The organism is Oceanisphaera psychrotolerans (genome assembly GCF_001870485.1).
GTDB lineage: Bacteria > Pseudomonadota > Gammaproteobacteria > Enterobacterales > Aeromonadaceae > Oceanimonas > Oceanimonas psychrotolerans.
The window spans coordinates 1-24,914 of record NZ_MDKE01000018.1; the positions used below are offsets into that span (position 1 = coordinate 1).

Sequence of the window (24,914 nt, forward strand, 5' to 3'; positions counted from 1 at the left end):
GGGCTGGGACAGCCGGTCCGGCTCGATCTAACGTCCCATCCCAATCCCATCCCAAATCCCCAATCCCTTTCTTTACCGTAAGCGCTGGAAGCGGCGATCCTCTCCGATCATGACCGGCAGGGTCATCAGTTTACCGTCTCGCAGCAAGGTATCCGGATTTCGGTGCCGGGGCGGGTTTCGGCAATCAGATCCATGGCATGGCGCATATTGCGAATGGCCTTGTCCTCGATCTCCACCAGTACATCTTCCTGCATAATGCCGGCCGCGGCCGCCGGGCCCTGCTCATTGACCGCCTCCACATAAATACCGGTACGTTCTCCCAGTTTGAGCAACTGCGCCATCATCGGCGTCATGTCGGCGCCACTGATGCCCAGATAGCCGCGGATCACCCGGCCGTTGACGATCAGTTCCTGCATGATGCGGTGAGCCAGGGCGTAGGGAATGGCGAAATTGATGCCGTAGCTTTCCTGATGGGCCAGGCTCTGGAAGGAGGCGGTGTTGATACCCACTATTTCGCCGTAGACGTTGATCAGGGCACCACCGGAGTTGCCGGCATTGATGGCGGCATCGGTCTGCAGCAAATCCTGGCGGCCGTTGCTGTCCGGTCCCATGCTGGACAGACCGGTCCGGCCGGTGGCACTGATAATCCCCTGGGTGATGGTCTGTCCCACGTTATAAGGGTTACCGATGGCCAGCACGATATCGCCGACCTGAGGCGCGAGCTTGTCATCCTGGGGGATAACCGGCAGCTGGCCGGCTGCTATTTTCAGTACCGCCAAATCGGTAGGGACATCGAAGCCGGTCACTTCTCCGGCGAGAATGCGGCCATCCTGCAATGCGACGATGATCTGATCCGCATCGGCGATCACGTGGTAATTGGTGAGGATATAGCCCTGTTCCGACATGATCACACCTGAACCCAGGCCGGTGGCGCTGAGTTCGGCAGCGTCTTCACCGCGCTGAAAACTGCGGGTATAGATATTGACCACGGCGGGGCCGGCCCGGCTGGCGGCATAGGAAAAGCTGGACACGCCCACCTGCTGGTTACGCCACCAGTGCCCGAAGGGCTGGGTCTTGAGTTGTGGAAACAGCAATAACAGGATCAGGGCCATCAGGATACCGAAAGCGCCGGCCTGAAGCAGAAACTTGAGAGAAGAGGCTAGCCGCATGGGGTGCTGTAATTGTTGTCGAATGACTACAGCATAACATATCGGACCATGAGGAGTGAGCGGAGAGGCGTGAGGGGGATTTACCCCTCACGCCTTGCTGAATTACCTGAGCACCAGATAGATGGAAGAGTTGCCGCGCTGGATGTTGAGCGCCATCACTTCCGGTTTGGCCTGAATAATCTGGCGTAGATCGTTGAGGTCTTTTACCCGCTGGCGATTGACGCCGATAATGATATCGCCTTTTTCCAGGCCGGACATGGCGGCCGGGGAGCGGGGCGTCACCTCGGTGATCTTCACACCCTTCACCTTGTCATCGTTATCGGTCGGGGCCAGCAGTGCGCCTTCGAGAGCCTGATTCAGGGTGTTGGCCTGAATATTTTCCTCGTCGGCCGGGGACAGGGTCACCTCGACCTGCTGCTCCTTGCCATCACGAAACAGCCCCAGGGTAACGTTTTTATCGGCACCCATGGTGGCCACCTTGGCGCGCAGCTCGCCGAAGGAACGGATGGGTTTACCGTCCAGACTGATGATGATGTCACCGGCCTGCAGACCGGCCTTGGCGGCGGAAGATCCTTCCAGCACCTGGCTGACAAAGGCGCCGTGTTGGCTGCGGTAACCGAAGGTACGCGCCAGTTCAGAGGTCAGCTCGCCGCCCATGACGCCCAGCACCCCACGGCGGACTTCACCGTATTCGAGGATTTGATCGGTCAGATTCTTGACCATGTTGGCGGGAATGGCGAAGCCGATGCCGATGTTACCGCCGCCCGGGCCGAGGATGGCGGTATTGATGCCGAGCAGCTTGCCTTCCAGATCCAGCAGGGCCCCTCCGGAGTTACCGGAGTTGATGGCCGCATCGGTCTGGATGAAGTTTTCCAGGTTCTCCACGTTCAGGCCGGAGCGACCGAGGGCACTGATGATGCCGGAGGTCACGGTCTGCCCCAGGCCGAAGGGATTACCGATGGCAATGGCGAAGTCACCGACCTTGAGCCGGTCGGAGTCGGCAAACTCGATTTCGACCAGTCCTTTGGCGTCCACCTTCAGCAGGGCAATATCGGTCTGCTTGTCGGTGCCGATCAGCTCGGCCTCGTACTCCTGGCCATCGATCAGGGTGATAATGATCTTGTCTGCGTCTTCGATTACGTGGTTGTTGGTGATCACATAGCCTTTGTCGGCATCGATGATGACGCCGGATCCAGCGCCTGGAAGGGTCTTTCCTGTACCTGCTCACCGGGGGCGTGGGACCGAAAAAAAAGCGGAACGGCTCGGGTAGCACCTGACGGCTGATCTTGCTGCCGGAAACGGAGATATTAACCACGCCGGGGCTGACCTTTTCCACCACCGGCGCCAGGCTGTTGATGCTGCTGCCGGCTCCAAATGGCAGGGCGGCCTGGGCCTGGGGCAACATCGCCAGTCCCAGGCTCAGGGTCAGGGCGGAAATCAGGGGGAGTCGACGTTTCATGTACATGCTCCTAAATCGATACATTCATCAGGGAAAGAATTCATTGTGACCAGCCTGGGGGCCGAAGAGTTCCGATATGGTCTGTATTATTTATTGTGGTTTTTGCTAGCGAGATCAAGCCCCTGTCGCTGGCCGGACTTGCTCAGGCAGGGAGAGGGCATTTACACTGGGGCTCCCGAACCGCTTTGATATACCCTAATGACCCCGAGCAAAAAATACCAGGCAGATCTCAGTCGCAGCGATTTTGTCAGCGATCCGGCCCAGGCCATGGCGGTCTCGCACCTGCAGCGGCTGTATGATGAACTGATGCAGCCAAGCGCCGGCGCCCAAGGTTTCCTTGTGGAACCGTATCACCGGACGGCAGCCGGAGCCGGTGAATGTCATTCAGGGGCTGTATTTCTGGGGGGGCGTCGGCCGGGGCAAGACCTATCTGGTGGACACCTTCTATGATTGCCTGCCGTTCGATAACAAGCTCAGGGTGCATTTCCATCGCTTCATGGTGCGGGTGCATGACGAACTGCAGCGTCTCAAGGGGCAGTCCGATCCGCTCAAGCTGGTGGCCGAGCAACTGGCCCGGGAGGCGCGGGTGATATGTTTCGACGAGTTTTTCGTTTCCGACATCACCGACGCATGATACTGGGCACCTTGTTCCAGTATCTGTTCGGCCACGGCGTTATTCTGGTGGCGACTTCCAATATTCCACCGGACGAGTTGTATCGCAATGGCCTGCAACGGGCCCGTTTTCTGCCGGCCATTGCGCTGATCAAGCAGCACTGCGAGGTGGTCAATGTCGATTCGGGCATCGATTACCGGCTGCGTACCCTGGAGCAGGCCGAAATCTATCATTCGCCGCTGGATGCCCAGGCAAAGACCAATCTGGAACGGTATTTCGATCGACTGACCAGCGAACCCGGCACGCGGGGAGCCGAGATCGAGGTCAATCATCGCCGGCTCAAGACCCTTGCCGAAGGCGACGGTGTGCTTCATATCGATTTTCAGGAACTGTGCTGCACGGCCCGCTCTCAGCTCGATTATATCGAACTGGCACGGTGCTACCATTCGGTGTTGCTGGCCAATGTGCTGCCGATGGGGCGGGACAGCGATGATGCGGCGCGCCGCTTTATCGCCATGGTCGACGAGTTCTATGAGCGGCATGTCAAATTGATCATCTCGGCGGCGGTACCGATGCCGGAACTCTACGGCCAGGGGCGGCTCGGTTTCGAGTTCAGACGCTGTTTATCCCGGCTGACTGAAATGCAATCCCACGAATATCTTGCCAGAGAGCACCTTCCTTAGTCACAATACCCGCCCCGGTATCTGGGCATGATGCCGGGAAGGGGCGGGCGGGCCGACTAATTTTAATGGGCATTAAAATTAGCAGGTGATTTTTACGGCAACTTTACCTATAATCGCCCGGCCCACGTTACACAGCTGTCGATAAGACAGCATCACAGTAAGCAGACTGGTGCTCGAAGGGGTACAGGTCTTGTCGTGTTTTGCGCATGTGCGCAAGTGTATGATTCATTTTAAGTAATTTGGGTTTATCCATGAAAACTTTTGTTGCTAAGCCAGAAACCGTAAAGCGTGACTGGTATGTTGTTGATGCAGAGGGCAAAACTCTGGGTCGTCTGGCCACCGAGATTGCTCGCCGTCTGCGCGGTAAGCACAAGCCGGAATTTACTCCGCACGTTGACTGTGGCGATTACATCGTCGTTATCAATGCCGAGAAAGTTCAGGTGACCGGTAATAAAGCCGAAGGCAAAATCTACTACTCTCACTCCGGTTTTCCGGGTGGCATCAAGTCCATCAGCTTCGAGAAGCTGATTGTACGCAAGCCTGAGATGGTAATTGAGTCTGCCGTTCGCGGCATGCTGCCCCGTGGCCCGCTGGGTCGTGCTATGTTCCGCAAGATGAAAGTCTTTGCAGGCAGCCAGCACAACCACGCTGCGCAACAACCTCAAGTACTGGACATCTAAGGCGGGATTAGGCAAATGGCAGAAACTCAATACTACGGTACCGGTCGTCGCAAAAGCTCCACTGCACGTGTATTCGTGAAGCAGGGCAGCGGCAACATCGTTATCAACAAGCGCTCACTGGATCAGTACTTCGGTCGCGAAACCGCCCGCATGGTGGTTCGTCAGCCGCTGGAACTGGTTGAGATGACCGAAAAGCTGGACCTGTACATCACCGTTTCCGGTGGTGGCATTTCCGGTCAGGCCGGCGCTATTCGTCACGGCATTACTCGTGCCCTGATGCAATACGACGAAACCCTGCGCGGTTCTCTGCGCAAGGCTGGCTTCGTGACTCGTGACGCTCGTCGCGTTGAACGTAAGAAAGTCGGTCTGCATAAAGCACGTAAGCGTCCCCAGTTCTCCAAGCGTTAATTGGGATTGCGTTTTGTATATCAAAGCCCGGGTTTACCCGGGCTTTTTTATATTTGAAGGAATGGATCAATTTCACTAATGATTTGTTGTTTTAGAACAAATTATGCTGCGAAATAATGATTTTTTGACTCTTTAGCCGTCCTTGTAAAAGACCACGCTTTTCTTTAGAATTTCGGGGTTTTTTTGTGGCAATTGAAACCATAATATCCGCCGCAGTTGTCACAAACCGTCTCGAAGCATGGAACGAACAATAAACGCGCGGAGACCAAAATGGGAGAGTTTTTGGATGAGCAATGCGCCAGTTGATACCGGTCGCCGCAGATTTCTGACCTGGTCAACCACAGCCGTGGGTGGGGTCGGAGCTGCTTTTGCCGCTGTGCCTTTTATCGCATCGTGGAACCCCAGCGCCAAAGCGAAGGCAGCAGGGGCCCCGGTAGAAGTAAATGTCAGCAAAATCGAACCCGGTCAGTTGATCCGGGTGGAATGGCGAGGAAAGCCGGTCTGGATAGTCCGTCGCCCCCAGGAAATTCTGGATTCCCTGTCTAAACACGATAACCAGCTGCGTGATCCTGCTTCCGAGCAGCCGCAACAGCCTGATTATGCCCAGAACGGCTATCGTTCCATCAAGCCCGAATTGTTTGTGGCGGTAGGGCTTTGTACCCACCTGGGTTGTTCACCAACCTATTTGCCCGATACGTTCGGCGAACAGGTTCAGGGTGTCAGTTCCGGTTTCTTCTGCCCCTGTCACGGCTCCAAGTTCGACATGGCCGGTCGCGTATTCCAAGGCGTTCCCGCTCCGCTGAACCTGGTGATTCCCCCTTATTACTATGTCAATGACACCACCGTTCTGGTGGGTGCAGACAAGGAAGGAGCCTAAGCATGCTGGGTAAACTCGTAGCCTGGATTGACGAACGAATTCCGATGACGGCGACCTACAACAAGCATGTGGGTCAGTATCCGGCGCCGAAAAACTTCAACTTCTGGTACTTCTTCGGCTCTCTGGCCATGCTGGTACTGGTCAACCAGATCCTGACCGGGGTCTGGCTGACCATGAACTACAACCCGTCCGGCGAGGGTGCCTTCGCCTCCGTTGAATACATCATGCGCGATGTGGAATACGGCTGGTTGCTGCGTTATATGCACTCCACCGGCGCCTCCGCCTTCTTCGTGGTGGTGTATCTGCACATGTTCCGCGGCCTGATTTACGGTTCTTATCAGAAGCCCCGTGAACTGCTGTGGCTGTTCGGTATGCTGATCTTCCTGGTGCTGATGGCCGAAGCCTTCATGGGCTACCTGCTGCCCTGGGGGCAGATGTCGTTCTGGGGTGCCCAGGTCATCATCTCGCTGTTCGGTGCCATTCCGGTCATCGGCGACGATCTGACCCTGTGGATCCGGGGGGACTATGTCATTTCCGGTGCCACCCTGACCCGATTCTTCGCGCTGCACGTCATCGCCCTGCCGCTGGTGCTGGTGATCCTGGTGTTCCTGCACATCGTTGCCCTGCACGAGGTCGGTTCCAACAACCCCGACGGCATCGACATCAAGAAGAACAAGGACGAAAACGGCTGGCCGAAAGACGCCATTCCGTTCCACCCTTACTACACCGTCAAGGATGTGGTGGGCGTGGCCGGCTTCCTGTTCTTCTTTGCCTTCGTGATCTTCTTCATGCCCGAAGGTGGTGGTTACTTCCTGGAAGCGCCAAACTTCGAAGCGGCCAACGGCCTGAAGACGCCCGAGCATATCGCGCCGGTATGGTACTTCACCCCCTTCTACGCCATTCTGCGGGCGGTGCCTGACAAGCTGACCGGTGTTGTCCTGATGGGGCTGTCGATTGCCGTGCTGTTCGTGCTGCCCTGGCTGGATCGCTGCAAGGTGCGTTCGTTCCGCTACCGCAGCAAGCTGCACCTGCTGAACATCGTGCAGTTTGTCATCTGTTTCATCATTCTGGGTATTCTGGGCGCGCTGCCGTCCACTCCGGTGCTGACGCTGCTTGCCCAGATAACTTCGTTCGGCTATTTCGCCTTCTTCGTGCTGCTGTTCTTCTACAGCAAAAACGAAAAAACCAAGCCGCTGCCAGAGAGGGTTACGTTCAAATGAAGAAGTTAATCATCGCTGTATTTGCGTTTCTGCCATCTCTGGTGATGGCTGCGGGTGGCAATGTACATCTTGATAAGGCCGACTACGATCTGAGCGACAAGGCATCTCTGCAGAACGGTGCCAAGCTGTTCATGAACTATTGTTCCGGCTGTCACAGCACCCAGTATCAGCGTTACAACCGGGTGGCCGAAGATCTGGGTATTCCGGAAGACATCATGCAGGCCAACCTGAACTTTACCGGGGCGGCCATCGGTGAGCTGATGGAAAACGCCATTCCCGAGAAAGACGCGGCCAGCTGGTTCGGTGCGCCGCCGCCCGATCTGACCCTGGTCGCCCGGGTGCGTGGTGCCGACTGGCTTTACACCTATCTGCGTTCCTTCTACAAGGACGACAGCCGTCCGTTCGGGGTGAACAACCTGGTGTTTCCGTCCGTGGGTATGCCCCATGTGCTGGAGCCGTTGCAGGGTAGTGCTCACCTGAAAACCGTGACGCATACCGTGGACGGCCATGAGGTAGCGACACCGGTGGGTATCGAGACCGAGGGTAACGGTGAGCTGACCACGGAAGAATATGACAATGCAGTACTGGATATTGTCAACTTCCTGGTCTACTCCGGTGAGCCAGTCAAGCTGGAGCGTCAGCGCATGGGTTACTGGGTACTGGGCTTCCTGGTTATCTTCTTTATCTTTGCCTACATGCTGAAGAAAGAATACTGGCGTGACGTACACTGATTAGACATCGTCTAAGCTAGGTTGGGAGCGGCAATGGGGCGAATATGCTTCCATTGCCGTTCCTATTTATGATTTGCGGAGGATTCAATGGCAGTTGCGGCTAATAAGCGTTCCATCATGACGCTGTTTTCAGGTGCTGAGGATATTTACAGCCACCAGGTACGTATCGTGCTGGCGGAAAAAGGGGTGAGTGTCGAGATCAGTCAGGTTGAACCCGACAGCCTGCCCGAGGACATGCTGGAACTGAACCCTTACGGTACCCTGCCGACCCTGGTCGACCGGGAGCTGGTGCTTTACGAATCTCATATCATCATGGAATATCTGGATGAGCGTTTTCCTCATCCGCCGCTGATGCCGGTCTATCCGGTCGCCCGCGGCACCAGCCGACTGATGATGCACCGTATCGCTCAGGACTGGTATTCGCTGGTCAAGCGCATCCAGCGTAATGAAAAGGCCGACGAGGCTCGCAAGGAGCTGCGTGAAGCCTTGCTGGCGGTTGCACCGGTGTTTGCCGAATATCCTTACTTCATGAGTGAGGAGTTCAGCCTGGTGGATTGCTACATGGGTCCCCTGTTGTGGCGGTTGCCGTCACTGGGCATCGAGCTGTCCGGACGTGGCGCCAAAGAACTGAAGACCTATATGATCCGTCTGTTCGAGCGGGAGTCATTCCAGGCTTCGCTGACCGAAGACGAGCGTGATATCGGCGGCAAGGTCTGATCATGGATAACATGACGCCCAGCCGGCCCTATTTGCTGCGCGCCTTCTATGACTGGCTGCTGGATAACGACTTGACCCCACACCTGCTGGTGAATGCCGCACTGCCGCATACCACAGTGCCCCACCAGTACGTGAAGGACGGTCAGATAGTGCTGAATATCGCCCCCCAGGCGGTGGTCGGGCTGCACATGGACAACGAGGCGGTCAGCTTCAGTGCCCGTTTCGGTGGCTCGCCGTTTCAGGTGTATGTGCCAATGGCGGCGGTGGTGTCCATTCAGGCGCGGGAAAACGGCGCCGGTACCTTTTTTCCGCCGGAGCCGGCCTATGAAGCCTGGCTGGAGTCGGCTGAAGAGGACGTTACGGACGAACCGGAGCCCGCGGTGGAGCAGGAGCCGAGTACTCCCACTCCGAAGAAGGGCAAGCCCAACCTTAGGGTGATTAAATAAAAAAACGCAGCCAGCCGGCTGCGTTTTTTTATGTCTGTGATCCCGGATGAGTTACGGCGCCGCCTGCACCAGTTCGAACACGGTAATCACCCGTTTCACGCCGCTGATATTGCGGGTCAGCTGCACCGAGATATCCGCTTCCTTCTGGGTCACCAGACCGATGAGAAACACCTCTCCATTCTCGGTCACCACCTTGATCTTGGTGCCGTCGATGTTTTTTTCTGCCAGCAGGGTGCTCTTGACCTTGGAGGTCAGCCAGGTGTCCTGGCTCCGTCCCGCCAGATCCACCGGCTGGCCCAGGCGGATCTCGTTGAATACCTCGGAGACACCGGGGACGCCCTTGACAATCTTTTCTGCCTGCTGCCGATAGGCTTCGGTTGGGGTCTGGCCGATCAGCAGGGTCTTGCCGTTGGTGGTGATCACCGCCAGTCGGCTGTCATCCCACAGCGGCTTGGTTTCACCGAGGCGGTGCAGGGCGCGCATGTCGATGGTCTGATCGCTGAGCTGAGTACCTAGGGTTCTGCGATCGGTGGCGGAACCCACCCCGGTGCCGGCCCCGGTCAGCATTACGCCGGCACAGCCTTGCAGCAGGACGAGCGTGGTCAGAACAAGCAGGTATCGTTGTTTCATCATTCATCTTCCTGTTGGGGGAAAAGGGTGCGATCGATCAGATCGCACAGACAATGCAGGGTCAGCAGGTTGACTTCATGGATGCGGGGAGCCCGCAATGCCGGTACCCGGATTTCCACATCGTTGGGGCCGAGCAAACCGGCCAGCTCGCCGCCATCACCGCCACTCAGTGCCACTATGGTCATATCCCGGCTGAGTGCGGCTTCTGCCGCCTTGATCAGGTTGCGGCTGTGGCCGCTGGTAGAGATCACCACCAGCACATCACCGGTCTGGCCCAGGGCTCGGATCTGGCGGGCATAGGCCTCGTCGAAATGCTGGTCTACCGCAATGGCACTGATGCTGCTGGTGTCCAGGGTCAGGCAGATCGCGGGGAGTGCCGGGCGCTCGGTTTCATAACGATTAATCAGCTCGCTGACAAACAGCTGCGCCAGGGCATTGGAGCCGCCATTGCCACACACCAGCAGCTTGTTACCGTTGAGCAGACACATCACCATCATCTGGGCGGCGGCCAGGATATCGTCCGGCAGAGCCTCTGCGGCGGCGATCTTGGTCTGGATGCTTTCGGTAAAGCTGGCTTTGATTTCTTCCTGCATGGGATTCCTTAAAATGCGTTGGGTATCCAGTGAGTATTGGTACCTTCGCAGGCAACCAAATCGAACCGGCAGGGCTGTTGTGATTCATTCAGCCCCTTTGATTGCAAGTAACAGAGGGCGGCTCGCCGCAGGCGTTGCTGCTTGGCCGGTGTCACCGAGACGGCAGCACCGCCGAAGAGGCTGTTCTTGCGATAGCGAACTTCCACGAAGATCAGGGTCTGGCCGGTGCTCATGATCAGATCGATCTCACCGAGTTTGCAGCGATAATTACGCATCACCAGCGTCAGCCCCTGCTCGAGTAAATACCGTTCGGCCTGACGCTCGAACTGATCGCCGCGGGCCCGGCTAGTAGTCACCGGGCAGCCATTCGCCATTACGATACTCCATCCATTGCAGCCGGCGTTGTACCACGCCACGCTCGTTCAGGCTGAGTTCGCCGGTCAACGCCGGTACGGCAGGCGCACCTTCCCGTAGCTGGGTCAGCTGGGGGATCAGGGTCAGGGCATCATAACCGAAGGCAAACAGCCGCAGCCAGCTGGAGCCGACGGTGGGCCACAGGGTATCGACTTCTTCCATCAGCTGCGGAGCGCCCCCAAACAGCCAGGGCATGTCGGCCAGCCGGATGCCATTCAGTTCGCTCATCGGTGCCTCTCCGCCGGGCAGGTAGCTGCGTGAGGTGACATAGGTCGGAAGACGGGCGGCGCGGCTGTCCCGGACGAAATCGAAGTAGGGCAGAATGAAACGGGTCTCGGTGGTATTGGTCACCATGAATACCGCATCGATGGCACCCGTTGCCGGGAGTTGCTCGGTGCTTCCTTTTATCACGCTCACACCAGCCACGGCGCCGGCGTTGCTGAGCGCCCGGCGAACATCAGACTCGATGGACTGCTGACTGGTAAAATAGGCCAGCCTGGCCGGACGGCCGCTCTGTTGTTGCCAGTGCGCATTGAATTCGGCGGCAACCCTGCGGCCCAGTTCGTTGTCGGGAGCAAACACCAGTGGCTGCTGATGGCCCTGATCCCACATATGCAGGGCGGCATCGGCTGCTTCCGCTTCGGGTGACAGGGAAAAGTAGTAGCGGTGGGGCAAGTCTGGCTGGTAGGCAGGCAGATTGAGTGCGAGCAGGGGAATGGCCGGATCCAGCCCGTTGAGGGCATCAATATCTTCCTTGAGCAGAGGGCCGATGATGAAATCGGCACCTGCCTGCTGGATCTGTTGATAGAGACCGGCCATGTCCCGACCGTTGGTGTCGAAGAAGCTGAGGCGTGACGACTGGCCCTGATGGGCGCTCAGTATGCCGTTGCGAATGGCTTCGGCCTGTTCCGCCAGTTTGCCGGACATCGGCAACAGCACGGCAATATGGGCCGGTTGATAGGATTCCAGTGTCATCACCGGGCCCGTGTCGTCAGACAGGTAGCGGTGCCCCGGATGATCCGGGTAGGCCTTGCGCCAGGATTGCAACTGCCAGCGACGCTGGGCGGGCTGGGCATGGTCGGTGTTCAGAATCGCCATCAGACGCAGCCAGCCGTTGATCTGTTCATCGTTGGCCGTATTTTGTGCCTTGCGCAGGGCCAGCGGTGACGGCTGCTGCAGCAGTTGATGAATACGATCCAGGTTGGGGCCCTGCTCCTGTCCATCCAGCAGTGGCTGGCGTTCAATCAGTACTTTGGCGGCTTCAATCGGCTGCTGTTGCTGCTCGTATCGATTGGCTTGCAACAACAGGTAATAGCTGGCGGCAGCAGGGGACAGGGTGGCCGGACTCAACCCCGAAAGCTGCTGAGCCGCCAGTCCGCTATTGCCGGCCGCCAGGGCGGCGGCGGCGTTCAGCAGGTCGATCACCGGCTGTTGTGCCGGGGTGGACTGCTGGCGAAGGCGGGCCAGTTGGGGCTCGGCGGCGGCAGTATTACCCTGCTGCAGCCAGGCGCGAATGGCCAGCACCCGCCAGGAGAAAGAGTCCGGCTCGGGAGCCTGCTCGGCCTGGGCCAGGTATTGCTCGGCACTTCTGTCGGTGAGGCCAAACATATCCGGTGCCGGTTCTAATGGACCCTTTTGCTGAGGCCCGGTGGTACACGCCAGCAGTATGGATGAAAGCACCAGAGTGCACAGCAGTCGTGTTACACTGCTACGTTGATATTTCGTCGCCAATCCCTTATATCCCAAACTGTGTCATTCTGGTCCTAAGTGTAATAGGGCCATGACGGTGAAACAATTGCTTGCACAGGAGTCCCCATGAGCCAAGCGGCTGCACTTTATATTGTGCCTACCCCTATCGGCAACCTGAATGATATCAGCCAGCGTGCTTTGGACACATTACAACAGGTTGATTTAATTGCCTGTGAAGATACCCGTCATACGGCGAAGTTGCTGTCCCACTACCAGATTAGTACGCCCACCTGGGCGCTGCATGATCATAATGAGCAGTACAAGTCGGAACAGCTGGTAACCCGCTTGCTGAGCGGCCAGTCGGTAGCGCTGGTGTCGGATGCCGGCACCCCCCTGATCAGCGACCCGGGTTATCATTTGGTCAACAGCTGTCGTGACGCCGGGGTGCAGGTTATCGCCTTGCCCGGCCCCTGTGCGGCGGTGACGGCGCTGTCTGCTGCCGGCCTGCCCACGGATCGCTTTGCTTTCGAAGGTTTTTTGCCGGCAAAGGAAAAAGCGAGGCTGGACAAAATCGAAAGCCTGAAGGATGAACCTCGCACCCTGGTGTTCTACGAATCCCCCCGCCGCCTGCTCGACAGTGTGGCAGCGCTGGTCGCGGTGTTGGGTGACGAACGCCGGCTGGTGGTGGCGCGGGAACTGACCAAGACCTTCGAAACCATTCACAGCCTGCCCGCTGGAGAGATGTTGCTCTGGCTGCAGGAAGACAGCAATCGCAGCCGGGGTGAAATCGTGCTGATGGTCGCCGGTTACCGGCCCGACAGCGATGACGAACTATCGGCCGAGGTATTGCGCACCCTGACCCTGCTGCGTTCCGAGCTGCCCCTGAAGAAGGCGGCAGCGCTGACTGCCGAGATCCACGGGGTCAAGAAAAACGCCCTCTACAAATACGGGCTGGAACATCTGGAGTCCTGAGCCTTGGCGCTCCCGGTTCATCAAGGCATGAGGGCTGGTGTCAGGGAAGTGACTGGTGTACACTCCGCCGCGGAGTTGGCCGGGTAATCGCTGCTTCGTCGTTGTGTCTTCGGGCATACGGGCGGAGGGGAGGAAAGTCCGGGCTCCACAGGGCAGGGTGCCAGGTAACGCCTGGGGGGTGCGAACCCACGACCAGTGCAGCAGAGAGCAGACCGCCGATGGCCCGCAAGGGATCAGGTAAGGGTGAAAGGGTGCGGTAAGAGCGCACCGCGCGACTGGCAACAGTTCGTGGCACGGTAAACTCCACCCGGAGCAAGACCAAATAGGCCTCCTACAGGCGCGGCCCGCGCTGGAGGCGGGTAGGTTGCTGGAGCCAGTGAGCGATTGCTGGCCTAGAGGAATGATTACTAATCGAGCTTGCTCGATACAGAACCCGGCTTACAGGCCAACTCCCACTATTTTGTAAAACGCAGCTTCGGCTGCGTTTTCTGTTTATGGCCGCCGGCGAATGGCCATGCCGTTTTATTTCTCCTTCCCTTTCTCCTTTCAACTCCCTGTCTGTTCACGCTGTGATTTATATCGTCGTTAATTCCTCTCAACCCGCCTGGAAATTAACTTTCTCTGCTGCGCTTGCTTGAAAAGCTTGAGTCCGCTCCTTACACTCTAGCAGGGTGGGGAAAAGTGGTTTTTTGTGGAACAAAGTAGATCTTAAGGACTCCGAATGCTGCGTGGTGCTCACGCCATCAGCCTGGATACCAAGGGCCGGTTGGCAATACCGACACGATTCCGGAACTCGTTGCGCGATGAGTGTGACGGTTTACTGATCTGCACCATCGATATCAGCAATCCCTGTCTGCTGCTTTATCCCCTTGCCGAATGGGAATTGATAGAAAAGAAATTGCGGGCCTTGTCGAGCACCAATCCGGTGGAGCGGCGGCTGCAACGAGTATTACTGGGACATGCTGCGGAGTGCGAGCTGGATGCTCAGGGCCGGTTTTTGGTACCAGGCCCGCTCAGGCAACATGCTGGACTCGAAAAAAAAATCATGCTGGTGGGGCAACTCAACAAGTTCGAAATATGGGATGACACCCGCTGGCAACAACAAATCAGCGATGACTTGCTGGCGCTTCCTGGAGAAGGCTGGGAGTCATCGGAACGACTGCGGGACTTCGCGCTATAACATGAGTCAACAACAGGCACATATCACAGTACTGCTGCACGAAGCCGTGGACGGCTTGAATATCAAGTCTGACGGTATCTATGTGGACGGTACCTTCGGTCGCGGCGGACACTCCCGTCATATTCTGTCTCAGCTGGGCCCGGAGGGGCGGCTGCTGGCGATTGACCGGGATCCCCAGGCCATCGCCGAAGCGGCCAAGATTGACGACCCCCGCTTTCAGATACTGCACGGTCCCTTTTCCCGCCTGGCGGAAATGATGGATGAGCAGGGACTGACAGGGCGCATCGATGGCGTCCTGCTCGATCTGGGGGTGTCTTCTCCTCAACTCGATCAGGCCGACCGCGGCTTCAGCTTCCAGAAAGACGGCCCCCTGGATATGCGCATGGATCCGACCAGCGGCCAGAGCGCCGCCGAGTGGCTGGCGCATGCGGATGTGGATGATATCGCCTGGGTGCTGAAAACCTTCGGGGAAGAAAAGTTCGCCAAGAAGATAGCCCGCGCCATCGTACATGACCGGGCAACAGAGCCTTATACCCGCACCCGGGCTCTGGCAGAGATGATCGCCCGGGTCAGCCCCAGCCGGGAAAAGAACAAGCATGCGGCTACCCGCAGCTTCCAGGCGATTCGTATCTATATCAACAGCGAACTGGAAGAAATCGAGCAGGCGCTCAACGGCGCCATGCAGGTGCTCGCTCCCGGCGGTCGCCTGTCGGTGATCAGCTTCCATTCGCTGGAAGACCGGCTGGTCAAACACTTCATCCGCAAACAGGAAAAGGGTCCCGAGGTTCCACCCGGACTGCCCTTGACCGAGGCTCAGCTGGCCGGTGGACGCCTGTTGAAGAGTATCGGCAAGGCGCGCAAGCCATCTGCCGCCGAGGTGGAGGCCAATCCGCGCTCGCGTAGCTCGGTGCTGCGCGTCGCCGAGCGACTGGAAACGCCGGAGTGATAACCGGACGCATTAATCTGGCCAGGGAAATAGGCCAGGATCTGTTGCGGCACAAGTTGCAGCTGTTGCTGGCCCTGGCGACCCTGGTGTCGGCTCTGCTGGTGATCGTCATTACCCAGAACACCCGGGAATTGACCAGTGAATACAACGAATTGATGGCCGAGCAGGACCGGCTGGATATCGAATGGCGGCATCTGCTGCTGGAACAAAACACCTTGATGGAGCACAGCCGGATAGAGGCGCTGGCCCGGGACAAGCTGGGCATGAAGCGACCGGCCCCGGCACAGGAAAAACTGGTGACGCAACGATGAAACGGCGCAAGCTTGCTAAAAAAGAACCCATGCTGACCGGTTGGCGTTTTCGGACCGTGTGCGGGGTGATCCTGTTCGCCTTCGTCGCCCTGTTTGCCCGTGCCGCCTGGATCCAGGTGGTGTCGCCGGACCGGTTGCGACAGGAAGGCGACATGCGTTCGCTGCGGACCACCCTCACCAGTACCACCCGTGGCATGATTATGGATCGCAATGGCGAGGAACTGGCGGTATCGGTGCCGGTTCAGGCGGTGTGGGCCGATCCCAAACAGGTGCATGCCGAGCTGAGCCTGGAAAAGGGACAGGCCTGGAAGGCCCTGGCCGACGTGCTGGGTGTTCCGCATGAAACCTTGATGAAACGGGTCGAGAACCCCAGACGTCGCTTCGTGTATCTGCAGCGTCAGGTTACCCCGGCGGTGGCGGAATATATTCGCCGGCTGCGGCTGCCCGGGGTACACCTGCGCCCGGAAGAACGTCGTTTCTATCCTACCGGCGAGATCAACGCCCACCTGGTGGGCATGACCAATATCGACGGCTCCGGTATCGAGGGCATAGAGCGAGGCTTCAACGAGTGGCTCACCGCCCAGGCCGGCGAGCGTCAGGTACGCAAGGACAGAACCGGCCGGATCATCGAGGATCTGGGTGTGGTATCGGAAGCGCGGGAAGCGAACCACATCCAGTTGACCATCGATCAGCGTATCCAGGCGCTGGCCTATCGTTCGCTCAAGCGGGCCACCGAATATTATCGTGCCACCTCCGCCTCGCTGGTGATGATCGACGTGAAAACCGGCGAGGTGCTGGCGATTGTCAACAGCCCTTCCTTCAATCCGAATAACCGCAGTCAGTACCAGAGTTTCCGGGCGCGTAACCGGGCGGTTACCGATACCTATGAGCCCGGCTCCACCATCAAGCCGTTGATCGTGATCAGCGCGCTGGAAAACGGCGTGGTCAACGCCGACTCCATCGTCGATACCAGCCCCGGCTGGATGCGACTGGGAGGCAAGCGGGTGTCCGATACCCGCAACCTGGGGCCCATCAGCGTGCAAACCGTACTGCAACGCTCGTCCAACATGGGAATGGCGCGCATGGCGCTGCAGGAAACGCCGGAGCAACTGCTCGACACCCTCTACCGTTTCGGACTCGGTATCGACTCCGGCATGGGGCTGGTGGGTGAAAGTACCGGCCTGGTGCCCCAGCGCCGGCGCTGGTCCGACATCGAGCGGGCGACGCTGTCGTTCGGTTACGGCATCACCGTGACCCCGCTGCAGCTGGCCCAGTCGTATGCGGTGCTGGCCAACGGGGGCGTACGTTACCCGCTGAGCATCGTCAAGCGCAGCCAGCCCCCGGTGGGTGAGCAGGTGGTGCCCCGGCAGCACGCGGATGCGGTGCTGCATATGCTCGAAAGCGTGGTCGGCCCCGGTGGTACCGCGCTCAAGGCCGCCATTCCCGGTTACCGGGTGGCCGGCAAGACCGGTACTTCGCGCAAGGCCATCGCCGGTGGTTACGGCAGCGACTATGTCGGCCTCTTCGCCGGCATGGCGCCGGTGAGCAATCCGCGGCTGGCCATGGTGGTGGTGATGAACGAGCCCCAGGGCGACAAATACTATGGTGGCGATGTGGCGGCGCCGGTGTTTGCCGAAGTCATGAGCGGTGCCCTGCAATTATTGAATATTCGCCCGGATGCGGCGACCCAGGAACAGTTCCAGCTGGCAGGACAGGAGGCAAACAGTGTCCCTCACACTTAGAGAGCTCGCGATACCGCTGGGCCTGTCGGCTCCGGCCATCGCCATCGACGCCATGACCCTCGACAGCCGGAAGGTGACGCCGGGCACCCTGTTCATCGCCGTCAAGGGGCACAGCGTGGACGGCCGCCGCTTTATCGAGTCGGCCCTGGCCAGGGGGGCGGCGGCGGTGATGTTCGAGGCGGACAGCCCGGAGCAGTCCGGCCTGGACCATAGGGATCACCGCTTGCTGGGGGTGTACCGCTTGCCCGAACGCCTGTCGCTGCTGGCCGGCGCCTTTTACGGCGATCCGTCCGCCGAGCTGCAACTGGTGGGAGTGACCGGCACCAACGGCAAGAGTACCGTCACCCAGCTTGTTGCCAACTGGAGCTGTCTGCTGGGCACCCAGGCCGGCGTGATGGGCACCCTGGGCAACGGTCTCTACGGCCAGTTGCAGGATGCCATCAATACCACCGGTTCGGCACTGGAGGTACAGCAACAACTGGCCGAACAGCAACAGGCCGGTGCCCGGCGGCTGGCGATGGAAGTCTCTTCCCACGGTTTGCATCAGCACCGGGTGGCTGCGCTGAATTTTGACGTGGCGGTGTTCACCAATCTCAGCCGGGATCACCTGGATTATCACGGCACCATGGCCGAATACGGCGAGGCCAAGCGGCGGTTGTTCGAGCTTTGCCGCAAGGCCCGGGTCATCAATGCCGACGACCCGCTCGGGCGGCGCTGGCTGCGCCTGTATCCGGATGCGATCGCCTACAGCCTGCACGGTCGACTGAACGATTTCGGCGGTCGTCAGTTGGTGGCGGAAACCGTACATTTTTATGGTGATGGCCTGAAAGTGACCATTAACTCCGACTGGGGGAATGGTGTATTATCCGCCCCCCTGATGGGCCGCTTCAATGTCGCCAATCTGTTGGCGGCGATGGGAACCCTGCTGGCGCTGGGCGAACCATTCGACAGGTTGTTGGCCACGGCGCCCCGGTTGTCCGGCGTGGCGGGGCGGATGGAGCCTTTTACCGCCCCCGAACAGCCGCTGGTGGTGGTGGATTATGCCCATACCCCCGATGCGCTCGAGCAGGTATTACAGGCGCTGCGTCAGCATTGCAAAGGCCGTTTATGGTGTCTGGCGGGCTGCGGTGGCGACCGGGACAAGGGCAAGCGTCCGCTGATGGCGGCCGCGGCGGAGCAGGGCGCCGATGTGGTGATCCTGACCGACGACAACCCGCGTACCGAGTCGGCCGAGGCCATTATCGAAGACATGCGCCGGGGCCTGAGCGAGCCTGATGCGGTGCTGGTGATCCATCAGCGGGCCGAAGCCATTCGCCACGCCATCGAGCAGGCGAATGCAGAAGATATTATTTTGGTGGCCGGCAAGGGCCATGAGGATTATCAGATAGTGGGTACTGACAAGATGCATTACAGCGATCGGCAAACCGTGTCCTCCCTGTTGGGGCTGGGCGCATGATTCCGCTCAGTCTCGGCCGGCTGGCCCAGGCGTCCGGTGGCGAGCTGCGCGGTGCCGATGGCACCATAGCGGCGGTCACCACCGACAGTCGTCAGGCGCTGGCCGACGGTGGCCTGTTCGTGGCCCTGAGTGGCGAACGCTTCGATGGCCATGATTTTGCCGCCGATGCCGTTGGGCAGGGTGCCACCGCCCTGCTGGTGGAGCGGTGGCTGGAGCTGAGTCTGCCTCAGATCAAGGTTGCCGATACCCGGCTGGCGCTGGGCGTGCTCGGCGGTCTGGTGCGGGAGCTGAGTTCGGCGCGGGTGCTGGCCATCACCGGCAGCTGTGGCAAGACCACGGTCAAGGAGATGGCGGCGTCCATTCTGCATCAGAAAGGCAAGGTGCTGGCTACCAGAGGCAATCTCAACAACGAAATCGGCGTGCCCCTGACGCTGTGCGAGCTGACGGCGGATACCGAGTATGCGGTGGTGGAACTGGGTGCCAATCATATCGGCGAGATCGCCTGGACCAGCTCACTGACAAGGCCCCATGCGGCACTCATCAACAACGTGGAAGCCTCTCACCTCGAAGGTTTCGGCTCACTCGAAGGGATCGCCAGAGCCAAAGGCGAAATCTACGACGGCCTGGTGGACGGCGGGGTGGCCATTGCCAATGGCGACAGTCCCTTCTGCGCCTTGTGGCGGCAGCAACATGAGCTGGTGTATTTCGGTGAACAGCGGGAATACCAGGCCCGCCAGATTAGCCTCGACCCCTCGGGATGCGCTGGTTTTCGTCTGCTGACGCCCCGCGGCGAAGTGGAGGTGCAGTTACCGGTGCCCGGCAAACACAATGTGTCCAATGCTCTGGCGGCTGCGGCCGGCACCGAGGCGCTGGGGGCGAGTCTGCAGGAGATCGCCGCCGGCCTGAGTCAGTTCGGGTCGCCCAAAGGGAGACTGCAGGTCTGGACGCGACCGGGCCTGACGGTGCTGGATGATACTTATAATGCCAGCGTCGCGTCGGTGCTGGCGGGCCTGGATACTCTGGCCAGCCTGTCCGGCTACCGCATCTTCGTATTCGGTGACATGGCGGAGCTGGGTGACTACAGCAAGGAGATGCATATCCGGGTGGGTGAACATGCCCGCAAGCTGGACATCGATTTGGTGTTGACCGTGGGTCGGGACAGCAGAGATACGGCGAGTGCGGCCCATGGCCGGCACTTCGAACAGAAACAGCAATTGCAGCCCGTTCTTTTTGAGGCGCTGTCACAACATAATAAGGTCGTGGTTTTGATCAAGGGCGCACGCAGTGCACGGATGGAAGAAATTGTCCGGGCCATTCAGGAGGGGTACCCATGCTAGTCTGGCTGGCGGAGTGGCTGACCCCCCATTTCAGCTTTTTTAACGTTTTTTCCTATCTGACGTTCCGGGCGGTGATTTCCATCCTCACCGGTCTGTTCGTATGCCTGTGGATAGGCCCGCGGCTGATCCGCCGGCTGCAGGCGCTGCAGATCGGTCAGGTGGTACGCAACGACGGTCCCGAGTCCCACTTCAGCAAGGCCGGCACCCCGACCATGGGCGGTCTGATGATACTGATCGCCATCTTCGTCTCGGTGCTGCTGTGGGCACGGCTGTCCAATCCCTATGTCTGGGTGGTGCTGTTCGTGCTGGGCGCCTTCGGCGCCATCGGTTTCGTCGATGATTACCGCAAGGTGGTCCGCAAGAACACCGACGGCCTGATCGCACGCTGGAAGTATTTCTGGCAGTCGGCGGCGGCTCTGGCGGCGGCCATCTTCGTATACTGGATCGCCAAGGATCCGGCCCAGACCCAGCTGGTGGTGCCTTTCTTCAAGGATGTGATGCCCCAGCTTGGCCTGTTGTTTATCGTGCTCAGTTATTTCGTCATCGTCGGCTCCAGCAATGCGGTCAACCTCACCGATGGTCTGGACGGACTGGCGATCATGCCCACCGTGATGGTGGCAGCAGGCTTCGCACTGGTGGCCTGGGCCACCGGCAACGTCAATTTTGCCGCCTACCTGCATATTCCCTACGTAGCCCATGCCGGCGAGCTGACCGTGGTCTGTACCGCCATGGTGGGCGCGGGGCTGGGCTTTCTCTGGTTCAATACCTTTCCGGCCCAGGTGTTCATGGGGGATGTGGGCTCGCTGGCACTGGGGGCGGCACTGGGGGCCATCGCCGTGCTGGTGCGGCAGGAATTTCTGCTGGTGATCATGGGCGGTATCTTCGTGATCGAAACCCTGTCGGTGATCCTGCAGGTCGGTTCTTACAAGCTGCGGGGCCAGCGGATTTTCCGCATGGCGCCCATTCATCATCATTACGAGCTCAAGGGCTGGCCCGAGCCGCGGGTGATTGTTCGTTTCTGGATTATAACCCTGATGCTGGTGCTGATTGGCCTGGCGACCCTGAAGGTGAGATAAGCGCATGTTATCCGAGCGTATCCTGATTATTGGGTTGGGGCAGACCGGACTTTCCTGTCTGCGTTACTGCCTGCAACGGGGCCTCAGCCCCGTGGTGATGGATACCCGGGCCCAGCCTCCGGGGGCAGAGCAAGTGCCCGCAGAGATTGAGCGGCATTTCGGTGGTCTCGACCTGGCGCCGATACTGGCGGCGGAGCTGGTGGTCGTCAGCCCGGGCCTCGCCCTGGCCACCCCCGAACTGCAGCAGGCGCTGGCCGCCGGCATCGAGGTGATCGGGGATGTCGAGCTGTTCGTGCGCGAATGCAGGGCTCCCATCGTCGCCATCACCGGCTCCAACGGCAAGAGTACCGTCACCACTCTGGTGGGCGAGATGGCGGCCGAGGCGGGTATCGAGGTTGGCGTGGGCGGCAATATCGGCACCCCGGCGCTGGATTTGCTGCGGCAGGAAGCAGAACGGCCGCTGGAGCTGGCGGTGCTGGAGCTGTCGAGCTTTCAGCTGGAAACGACCCCCGGCCTGCGGGCCGGTGCCGCCACCGTGCTCAACATCAGCGAAGATCACCTGGATCGTTACGACTCTCTGGCTCACTACCGGGATACCAAGCTGGGCATCTATGCCGGAGCAAAGCTTGCGGTCTACAACCGGGAAGACGACCAGACCCGGCCGCCGTCGGATGCTGCCGCCGTCAGCTTCGGTCTCGATCAGACCGAATATGGCCGCATGCAGCATCAGGGCGAACTCTGGCTCAGCCGTTTCGGCGAGCCGGTGCTGCCGGTGTCGGCGCTGAAGATTCTCGGCGCCCACAATCAGCTCAACGCCCTGGCGGCGATGGCGCTGGCGGACCAGGCCGGCATTCCCCTTGAGGCTCAGCTCGGGGTGTTGCGTCGCTTCGGTGGCCTGGTGCACCGTTGTCAGTTTGTGGCCGAAAAAAAGGGCGTGCGCTGGATAAACGACACCAAGGCCACCAATGTCGGTGCGACCCTGGCCTCCATCGCCGGCATCGGCGAGTCGGTCGCCGGTCGGCTGTGGCTGATCGCCGGCGGTCAGGGCAAGGGCCAGGATTTCAGTCCGCTGGCTCCCCTGCTGGAGCATGATATTGCCGGCATGGTTTGCTTCGGTCAGGACCGGGCCCGGCTGCTTGAGCTTGCGGCCAACACCCATGAGGTGGCGACCCTGGACGAGGCGGTTGCCTGGTGCGCGGCCCAGGCCCGGACCGGTGACTGGGTGCTGCTGGCCCCGGCCTGTGCCAGCCTGGATATGTATCCCAATTATCAGAAACGGGGCGAGCACTTCATCGCCCTGGTGGAGGCGCTATGAGATGGTGGCCTTCCTTCGGTAGCAGCTGGTTGCTGCGCCCCTCTCAGGGGCTGATCTACGACCGACAGCTGGTGATACTGTCGCTGTCGCTGATGGCTATTGGCCTGGTGATGGTATCGTCTGCATCCATCGCCGAGGGCATCAACCTGGGTGACGATCCCTTCTATTTCGTCAAGCGGCACGGTCTTTTTCTGCTGCTCAGCCTGGTGGTATCCGGCTTTATGCTGCAGGTGCCGATGGCTCGCTGGCAGCGATTCAACACCGGTTTTCTGGTGCTGGCGATAGTACTGCTGGTGGTGGTACTGGTGGTGGGGCGTGAAATCAACGGCAGTCAGCGCTGGCTGCCGCTGGGACCGCTTAACGTCCAGCCGGCGGAAATCGCCAAACTGGCGCTGTTTACCTTTCTGGCCGGTTACCTGGTGCGGCGGCAGGACGAGGTGCGCGGCCAGTGGAAAGGCTTCCTCAAGCCGCTGGCGGTGATGGGGGTGATGTCGGTGCTGCTGCTGAAGCAACCGGATCTGGGTTCGGTGGTCGTGCTGTTTGTCACCACCCTCGGCATGCTGTTTCTGGCCGGCGCCCGGCTTAGCCAGTTTCTCAGCCTGCTGGCCCTGGGAGCCGGGTTGCTGACCTTCCTGATCGTCAGCGCGCCCTACCGTATCCGGCGGGTGACCTCCTTTCTCAATCCCTGGGACGATCCCTTCGGCAGCGGCTATCAGCTGACCCAGTCGTTGATGGCCTTCGGTCGGGGTGGCTGGTTTGGCGAGGGGCTGGGCAACTCCATTCAGAAGCTTGAGTACCTGCCCGAGGCGCACACCGATTTCGTCTTCGCCATTCTCGGCGAGGAGCTGGGCTTTACCGGCGTGCTGCTGGTGTTGCTGTTGCAGGCCTGGCTGGCGTTCAAGGCGCTGCATATCGGTCAGAAAGTATTGCTGGGCGGCCGTCAGTACGAAGGCTATCTGGCCATGGGCATCGGCATCTGGTTCAGCTTCCAGACCGTGGTCAACGTGGGTGCGGCCTCGGGCATGCTGCCCACCAAGGGCCTGACGCTGCCGCTGGTCAGCTACGGTGGCTCCAGTCTGCTGGTGATCACCACCGCCGTGTGCATCCTGGTGCGCATCGACTTCGAGTGGCGACGGGATCACATGCAGGCCAGACAGCGGGAGGCAACATGAGCGAGAACAAGACCCTGCTGGTGATGGCCGGTGGCACCGGCGGCCATGTCTTTCCCGGGCTGGCGGTGGCAGACCGGCTGCGGGATCAGGGCTGGGATATTCACTGGCTGGGCACCGCCGAGCGGATGGAAGCTCAGCTGGTACCGAAACACGGTTATCCGTTGCATACCATCAGTATCGCCGGGGTGCGTGGCAACGGCCTCAAGCGAAAGTTGCTGGCACCCTTCCAGATCCTGAAGGCGGTCTGTCAGGCGCGGCGAGTGTTGCGTCAGGTCAGGCCTCAGGTGGTGCTGGGCATGGGCGGCTTTGCCGCCGGCCCCGGAGGCGTGGCGGCAAGACTGGCGGGTATTCCGCTGGTATTGCACGAGCAGAATGCCGCCGCCGGGCTGACCAACCGCCTGCTGGCGCGAATTGCGACCCGGGTGTTGATGGCGTTTCCCGGTGCCTTCGCCGACGGCGGCAATACCGCCGTGGTCGGCAACCCGGTGCGCCCGGAAGTGCTGGCGTTGCCGGTACCGGCCGAACGCATCTCCACCGGGCCTCAGCCGCTACGGCTGCTGGTGGTGGGCGGCAGTCTGGGCGCCAGAATATTGAACGAAACCGTGCCCGCGGCGGTGGCTCGGGCCGGCAACATAGCGGTGCGTCATCAAACCGGCAAGGGCAACGCCGAGGCGGTGCGCGAGGCTTATCAGGCGCTCGGCATCGAGGCCGAGGTGAGCGACTTTATCGACGACATGGCGGCGGCGTACGGCAGCGCGGATCTGGTGCTCTGCCGGGCCGGGGCGCTGACGGTGTCGGAAGTGGCCGCCGCCGGCGTGGGGGCGTTATTTGTTCCTCTACCCCATGCGGTGGATGACCATCAGACCCGGAATGCCCGCTCGCTGTCCGACAGCGGCGCGGCATTGTTGTTGCCCCAGTCCGAATTGAATGCGGAAGGGCTGGCTGCGCAATTACAGCAACTGGCCGCGAACAGGGAACAGCTGCTGGCGATGGCCAGTCAGGCCCGGTCGCTGGCGATTACCGATGCCGCGGAGCGGGTGGCCGAGTGCCTGCGCGCCGTGGCGAAATAAAACGAGAG

The 24,914-nt window shown here is 59.9% G+C and carries 22 protein-coding genes, 1 other RNA gene and 3 pseudogenes; 20 read left to right on the forward strand and 6 right to left on the reverse strand.

The features are described from left to right. Positions 1–72: 72 nt before the first annotated feature. A pseudogene (gene degS, locus BFR47_RS07705) lies at positions 73–1,169 on the reverse strand (outer membrane-stress sensor serine endopeptidase DegS). A gap of 102 nt (positions 1,170–1,271) precedes the next feature. After that, positions 1,272–2,628: pseudogene (locus tag BFR47_RS07710) on the reverse strand (Do family serine endopeptidase). Between the two features lie 198 nt (positions 2,629–2,826). Between BFR47_RS07710 and zapE the strand changes: the two are divergent. The 8 genes and pseudogenes from zapE to BFR47_RS07750 all read left to right on the forward strand — a co-directional run bounded on the left by zapE (position 2,827) and on the right by BFR47_RS07750 (position 9,003). Continuing rightward, positions 2,827–3,924 (forward strand): annotated as a pseudogene (zapE, locus tag BFR47_RS07715) (cell division protein ZapE). 251 nt (positions 3,925–4,175) lie between these two features. Next, positions 4,176–4,604 carry a 50S ribosomal protein L13 gene (gene rplM, locus BFR47_RS07720; RefSeq protein ID WP_071472527.1) on the forward strand — a complete coding sequence of 143 codons (429 nt, stop codon included), beginning with the start codon at positions 4,176–4,178 and terminating at the stop codon, positions 4,602–4,604. A gap of 15 nt (positions 4,605–4,619) precedes the next feature. Beyond that, positions 4,620–5,012 carry a 30S ribosomal protein S9 gene (gene rpsI / locus BFR47_RS07725; protein WP_071472528.1) on the forward strand — a complete coding sequence of 131 codons (393 nt, stop codon included), beginning with the start codon at positions 4,620–4,622 and terminating at the stop codon, positions 5,010–5,012. Positions 5,013–5,298: 286 nt separating this feature from the next. After that, complete coding sequence (petA, locus tag BFR47_RS07730) at positions 5,299–5,889, forward strand: ubiquinol-cytochrome c reductase iron-sulfur subunit (RefSeq protein WP_071472529.1); 591 nt, start codon at positions 5,299–5,301, stop codon at positions 5,887–5,889. A gap of 2 nt (positions 5,890–5,891) precedes the next feature. Then, positions 5,892–7,109, forward strand: a complete 1,218-nt coding sequence (locus BFR47_RS07735; RefSeq protein ID WP_071472530.1) for a cytochrome b — start codon at positions 5,892–5,894, stop codon at positions 7,107–7,109. After that, positions 7,106–7,840, forward strand: a complete 735-nt coding sequence (locus BFR47_RS07740; protein ID WP_071472531.1) for a cytochrome c1 — start codon at positions 7,106–7,108, stop codon at positions 7,838–7,840. Before BFR47_RS07735 ends, BFR47_RS07740 begins: the two co-directional genes overlap by 4 nt. 87 nt (positions 7,841–7,927) lie before the next feature. Then, positions 7,928–8,557 (forward strand): stringent starvation protein SspA, encoded by a 630-nt coding sequence (sspA, locus tag BFR47_RS07745; protein ID WP_071472532.1) that lies wholly within the window; start codon positions 7,928–7,930, stop codon positions 8,555–8,557. Between the two features lie 11 nt (positions 8,558–8,568). Then, positions 8,569–9,003 carry a ClpXP protease specificity-enhancing factor gene (locus BFR47_RS07750; protein WP_175514079.1) on the forward strand — a complete coding sequence of 145 codons (435 nt, stop codon included), beginning with the start codon at positions 8,569–8,571 and terminating at the stop codon, positions 9,001–9,003. Positions 9,004–9,054: 51 nt separating this feature from the next. Here the strand turns inward: BFR47_RS07750 and dolP are convergent, their stop codons facing one another. From dolP to BFR47_RS07770, 4 genes are read right to left on the reverse strand one after another with little or no spacing between them, the layout of a single operon-like run. Next, the gene (dolP, locus tag BFR47_RS07755; RefSeq protein WP_071472534.1) at positions 9,055–9,636 is read right to left on the reverse strand and encodes a division/outer membrane stress-associated lipid-binding lipoprotein; all 582 of its coding nucleotides are present in this window, start codon (positions 9,634–9,636) and stop codon (positions 9,055–9,057) included. Next, positions 9,633–10,226, reverse strand: a complete 594-nt coding sequence (locus BFR47_RS07760; protein WP_071472535.1) for a D-sedoheptulose-7-phosphate isomerase — start codon at positions 10,224–10,226, stop codon at positions 9,633–9,635. The genes dolP and BFR47_RS07760 overlap by 4 nt, the downstream gene beginning before the upstream one ends. An 8-nt stretch (positions 10,227–10,234) precedes the next feature. Beyond that, on the reverse strand, positions 10,235–10,600 hold the full coding sequence (locus tag BFR47_RS07765; protein ID WP_071472536.1) for a YraN family protein: 366 nt from the start codon (positions 10,598–10,600) through the stop codon (positions 10,235–10,237). Continuing rightward, a complete protein-coding gene (locus BFR47_RS07770) occupies positions 10,572–12,248 on the reverse strand; it encodes a penicillin-binding protein activator (protein ID WP_245748851.1) in 1,677 nt (558 codons plus the stop codon). The genes BFR47_RS07765 and BFR47_RS07770 overlap by 29 nt, the downstream gene beginning before the upstream one ends. 207 nt (positions 12,249–12,455) lie before the next feature. Here BFR47_RS07770 and rsmI point away from each other — a divergent pair, with 207 nt between their 5' ends. The 12 genes from rsmI (at position 12,456) to murG (ending at position 24,906) form a co-directional block, all read left to right on the forward strand. Further along, positions 12,456–13,301 carry a 16S rRNA (cytidine(1402)-2'-O)-methyltransferase gene (gene rsmI, locus BFR47_RS07775; RefSeq protein ID WP_071472538.1) on the forward strand — a complete coding sequence of 282 codons (846 nt, stop codon included), beginning with the start codon at positions 12,456–12,458 and terminating at the stop codon, positions 13,299–13,301. A gap of 71 nt (positions 13,302–13,372) precedes the next feature. Beyond that, an RNA gene (gene rnpB / locus BFR47_RS07780) (RNase P RNA component class A) lies at positions 13,373–13,758 on the forward strand. Between the two features lie 264 nt (positions 13,759–14,022). Then, positions 14,023–14,481 carry a division/cell wall cluster transcriptional repressor MraZ gene (gene mraZ / locus BFR47_RS07785; protein WP_071472539.1) on the forward strand — a complete coding sequence of 153 codons (459 nt, stop codon included), beginning with the start codon at positions 14,023–14,025 and terminating at the stop codon, positions 14,479–14,481. A gap of 1 nt (position 14,482) precedes the next feature. Next, the gene (gene rsmH, locus BFR47_RS07790; RefSeq protein ID WP_071472540.1) at positions 14,483–15,427 is read left to right on the forward strand and encodes a 16S rRNA (cytosine(1402)-N(4))-methyltransferase RsmH; all 945 of its coding nucleotides are present in this window, start codon (positions 14,483–14,485) and stop codon (positions 15,425–15,427) included. Beyond that, the gene (gene ftsL / locus BFR47_RS07795; RefSeq protein ID WP_139215132.1) at positions 15,427–15,738 is read left to right on the forward strand and encodes a cell division protein FtsL; all 312 of its coding nucleotides are present in this window, start codon (positions 15,427–15,429) and stop codon (positions 15,736–15,738) included. Before rsmH ends, ftsL begins: the two co-directional genes overlap by 1 nt. Continuing rightward, a complete protein-coding gene (locus BFR47_RS07800; RefSeq protein WP_071472542.1) occupies positions 15,735–17,480 on the forward strand; it encodes a penicillin-binding transpeptidase domain-containing protein in 1,746 nt (581 codons plus the stop codon). The genes ftsL and BFR47_RS07800 overlap by 4 nt, the downstream gene beginning before the upstream one ends. Then, positions 17,464–18,936 (forward strand): UDP-N-acetylmuramoyl-L-alanyl-D-glutamate--2,6-diaminopimelate ligase, encoded by a 1,473-nt coding sequence (gene murE / locus BFR47_RS07805; RefSeq protein WP_071472543.1) that lies wholly within the window; start codon positions 17,464–17,466, stop codon positions 18,934–18,936. Before BFR47_RS07800 ends, murE begins: the two co-directional genes overlap by 17 nt. Beyond that, positions 18,933–20,273 (forward strand): UDP-N-acetylmuramoyl-tripeptide--D-alanyl-D-alanine ligase, encoded by a 1,341-nt coding sequence (locus tag BFR47_RS07810; RefSeq protein WP_071472544.1) that lies wholly within the window; start codon positions 18,933–18,935, stop codon positions 20,271–20,273. Before murE ends, BFR47_RS07810 begins: the two co-directional genes overlap by 4 nt. Next, entirely contained in the window at positions 20,267–21,349 is a 1,083-nt protein-coding gene (gene mraY, locus BFR47_RS07815) for a phospho-N-acetylmuramoyl-pentapeptide-transferase (RefSeq protein ID WP_071472545.1), read from the forward strand. Before BFR47_RS07810 ends, mraY begins: the two co-directional genes overlap by 7 nt. A gap of 4 nt (positions 21,350–21,353) precedes the next feature. Then, positions 21,354–22,664 (forward strand): UDP-N-acetylmuramoyl-L-alanine--D-glutamate ligase, encoded by a 1,311-nt coding sequence (murD, locus tag BFR47_RS07820; RefSeq protein ID WP_071472546.1) that lies wholly within the window; start codon positions 21,354–21,356, stop codon positions 22,662–22,664. Next, on the forward strand, positions 22,661–23,836 hold the full coding sequence (gene ftsW / locus BFR47_RS07825; protein ID WP_071472547.1) for a cell division protein FtsW: 1,176 nt from the start codon (positions 22,661–22,663) through the stop codon (positions 23,834–23,836). The genes murD and ftsW overlap by 4 nt, the downstream gene beginning before the upstream one ends. After that, a complete protein-coding gene (gene murG / locus BFR47_RS07830) occupies positions 23,833–24,906 on the forward strand; it encodes an undecaprenyldiphospho-muramoylpentapeptide beta-N-acetylglucosaminyltransferase (protein ID WP_071472548.1) in 1,074 nt (357 codons plus the stop codon). Before ftsW ends, murG begins: the two co-directional genes overlap by 4 nt. The last annotated feature ends 8 nt before the right edge of the window (positions 24,907–24,914 follow it).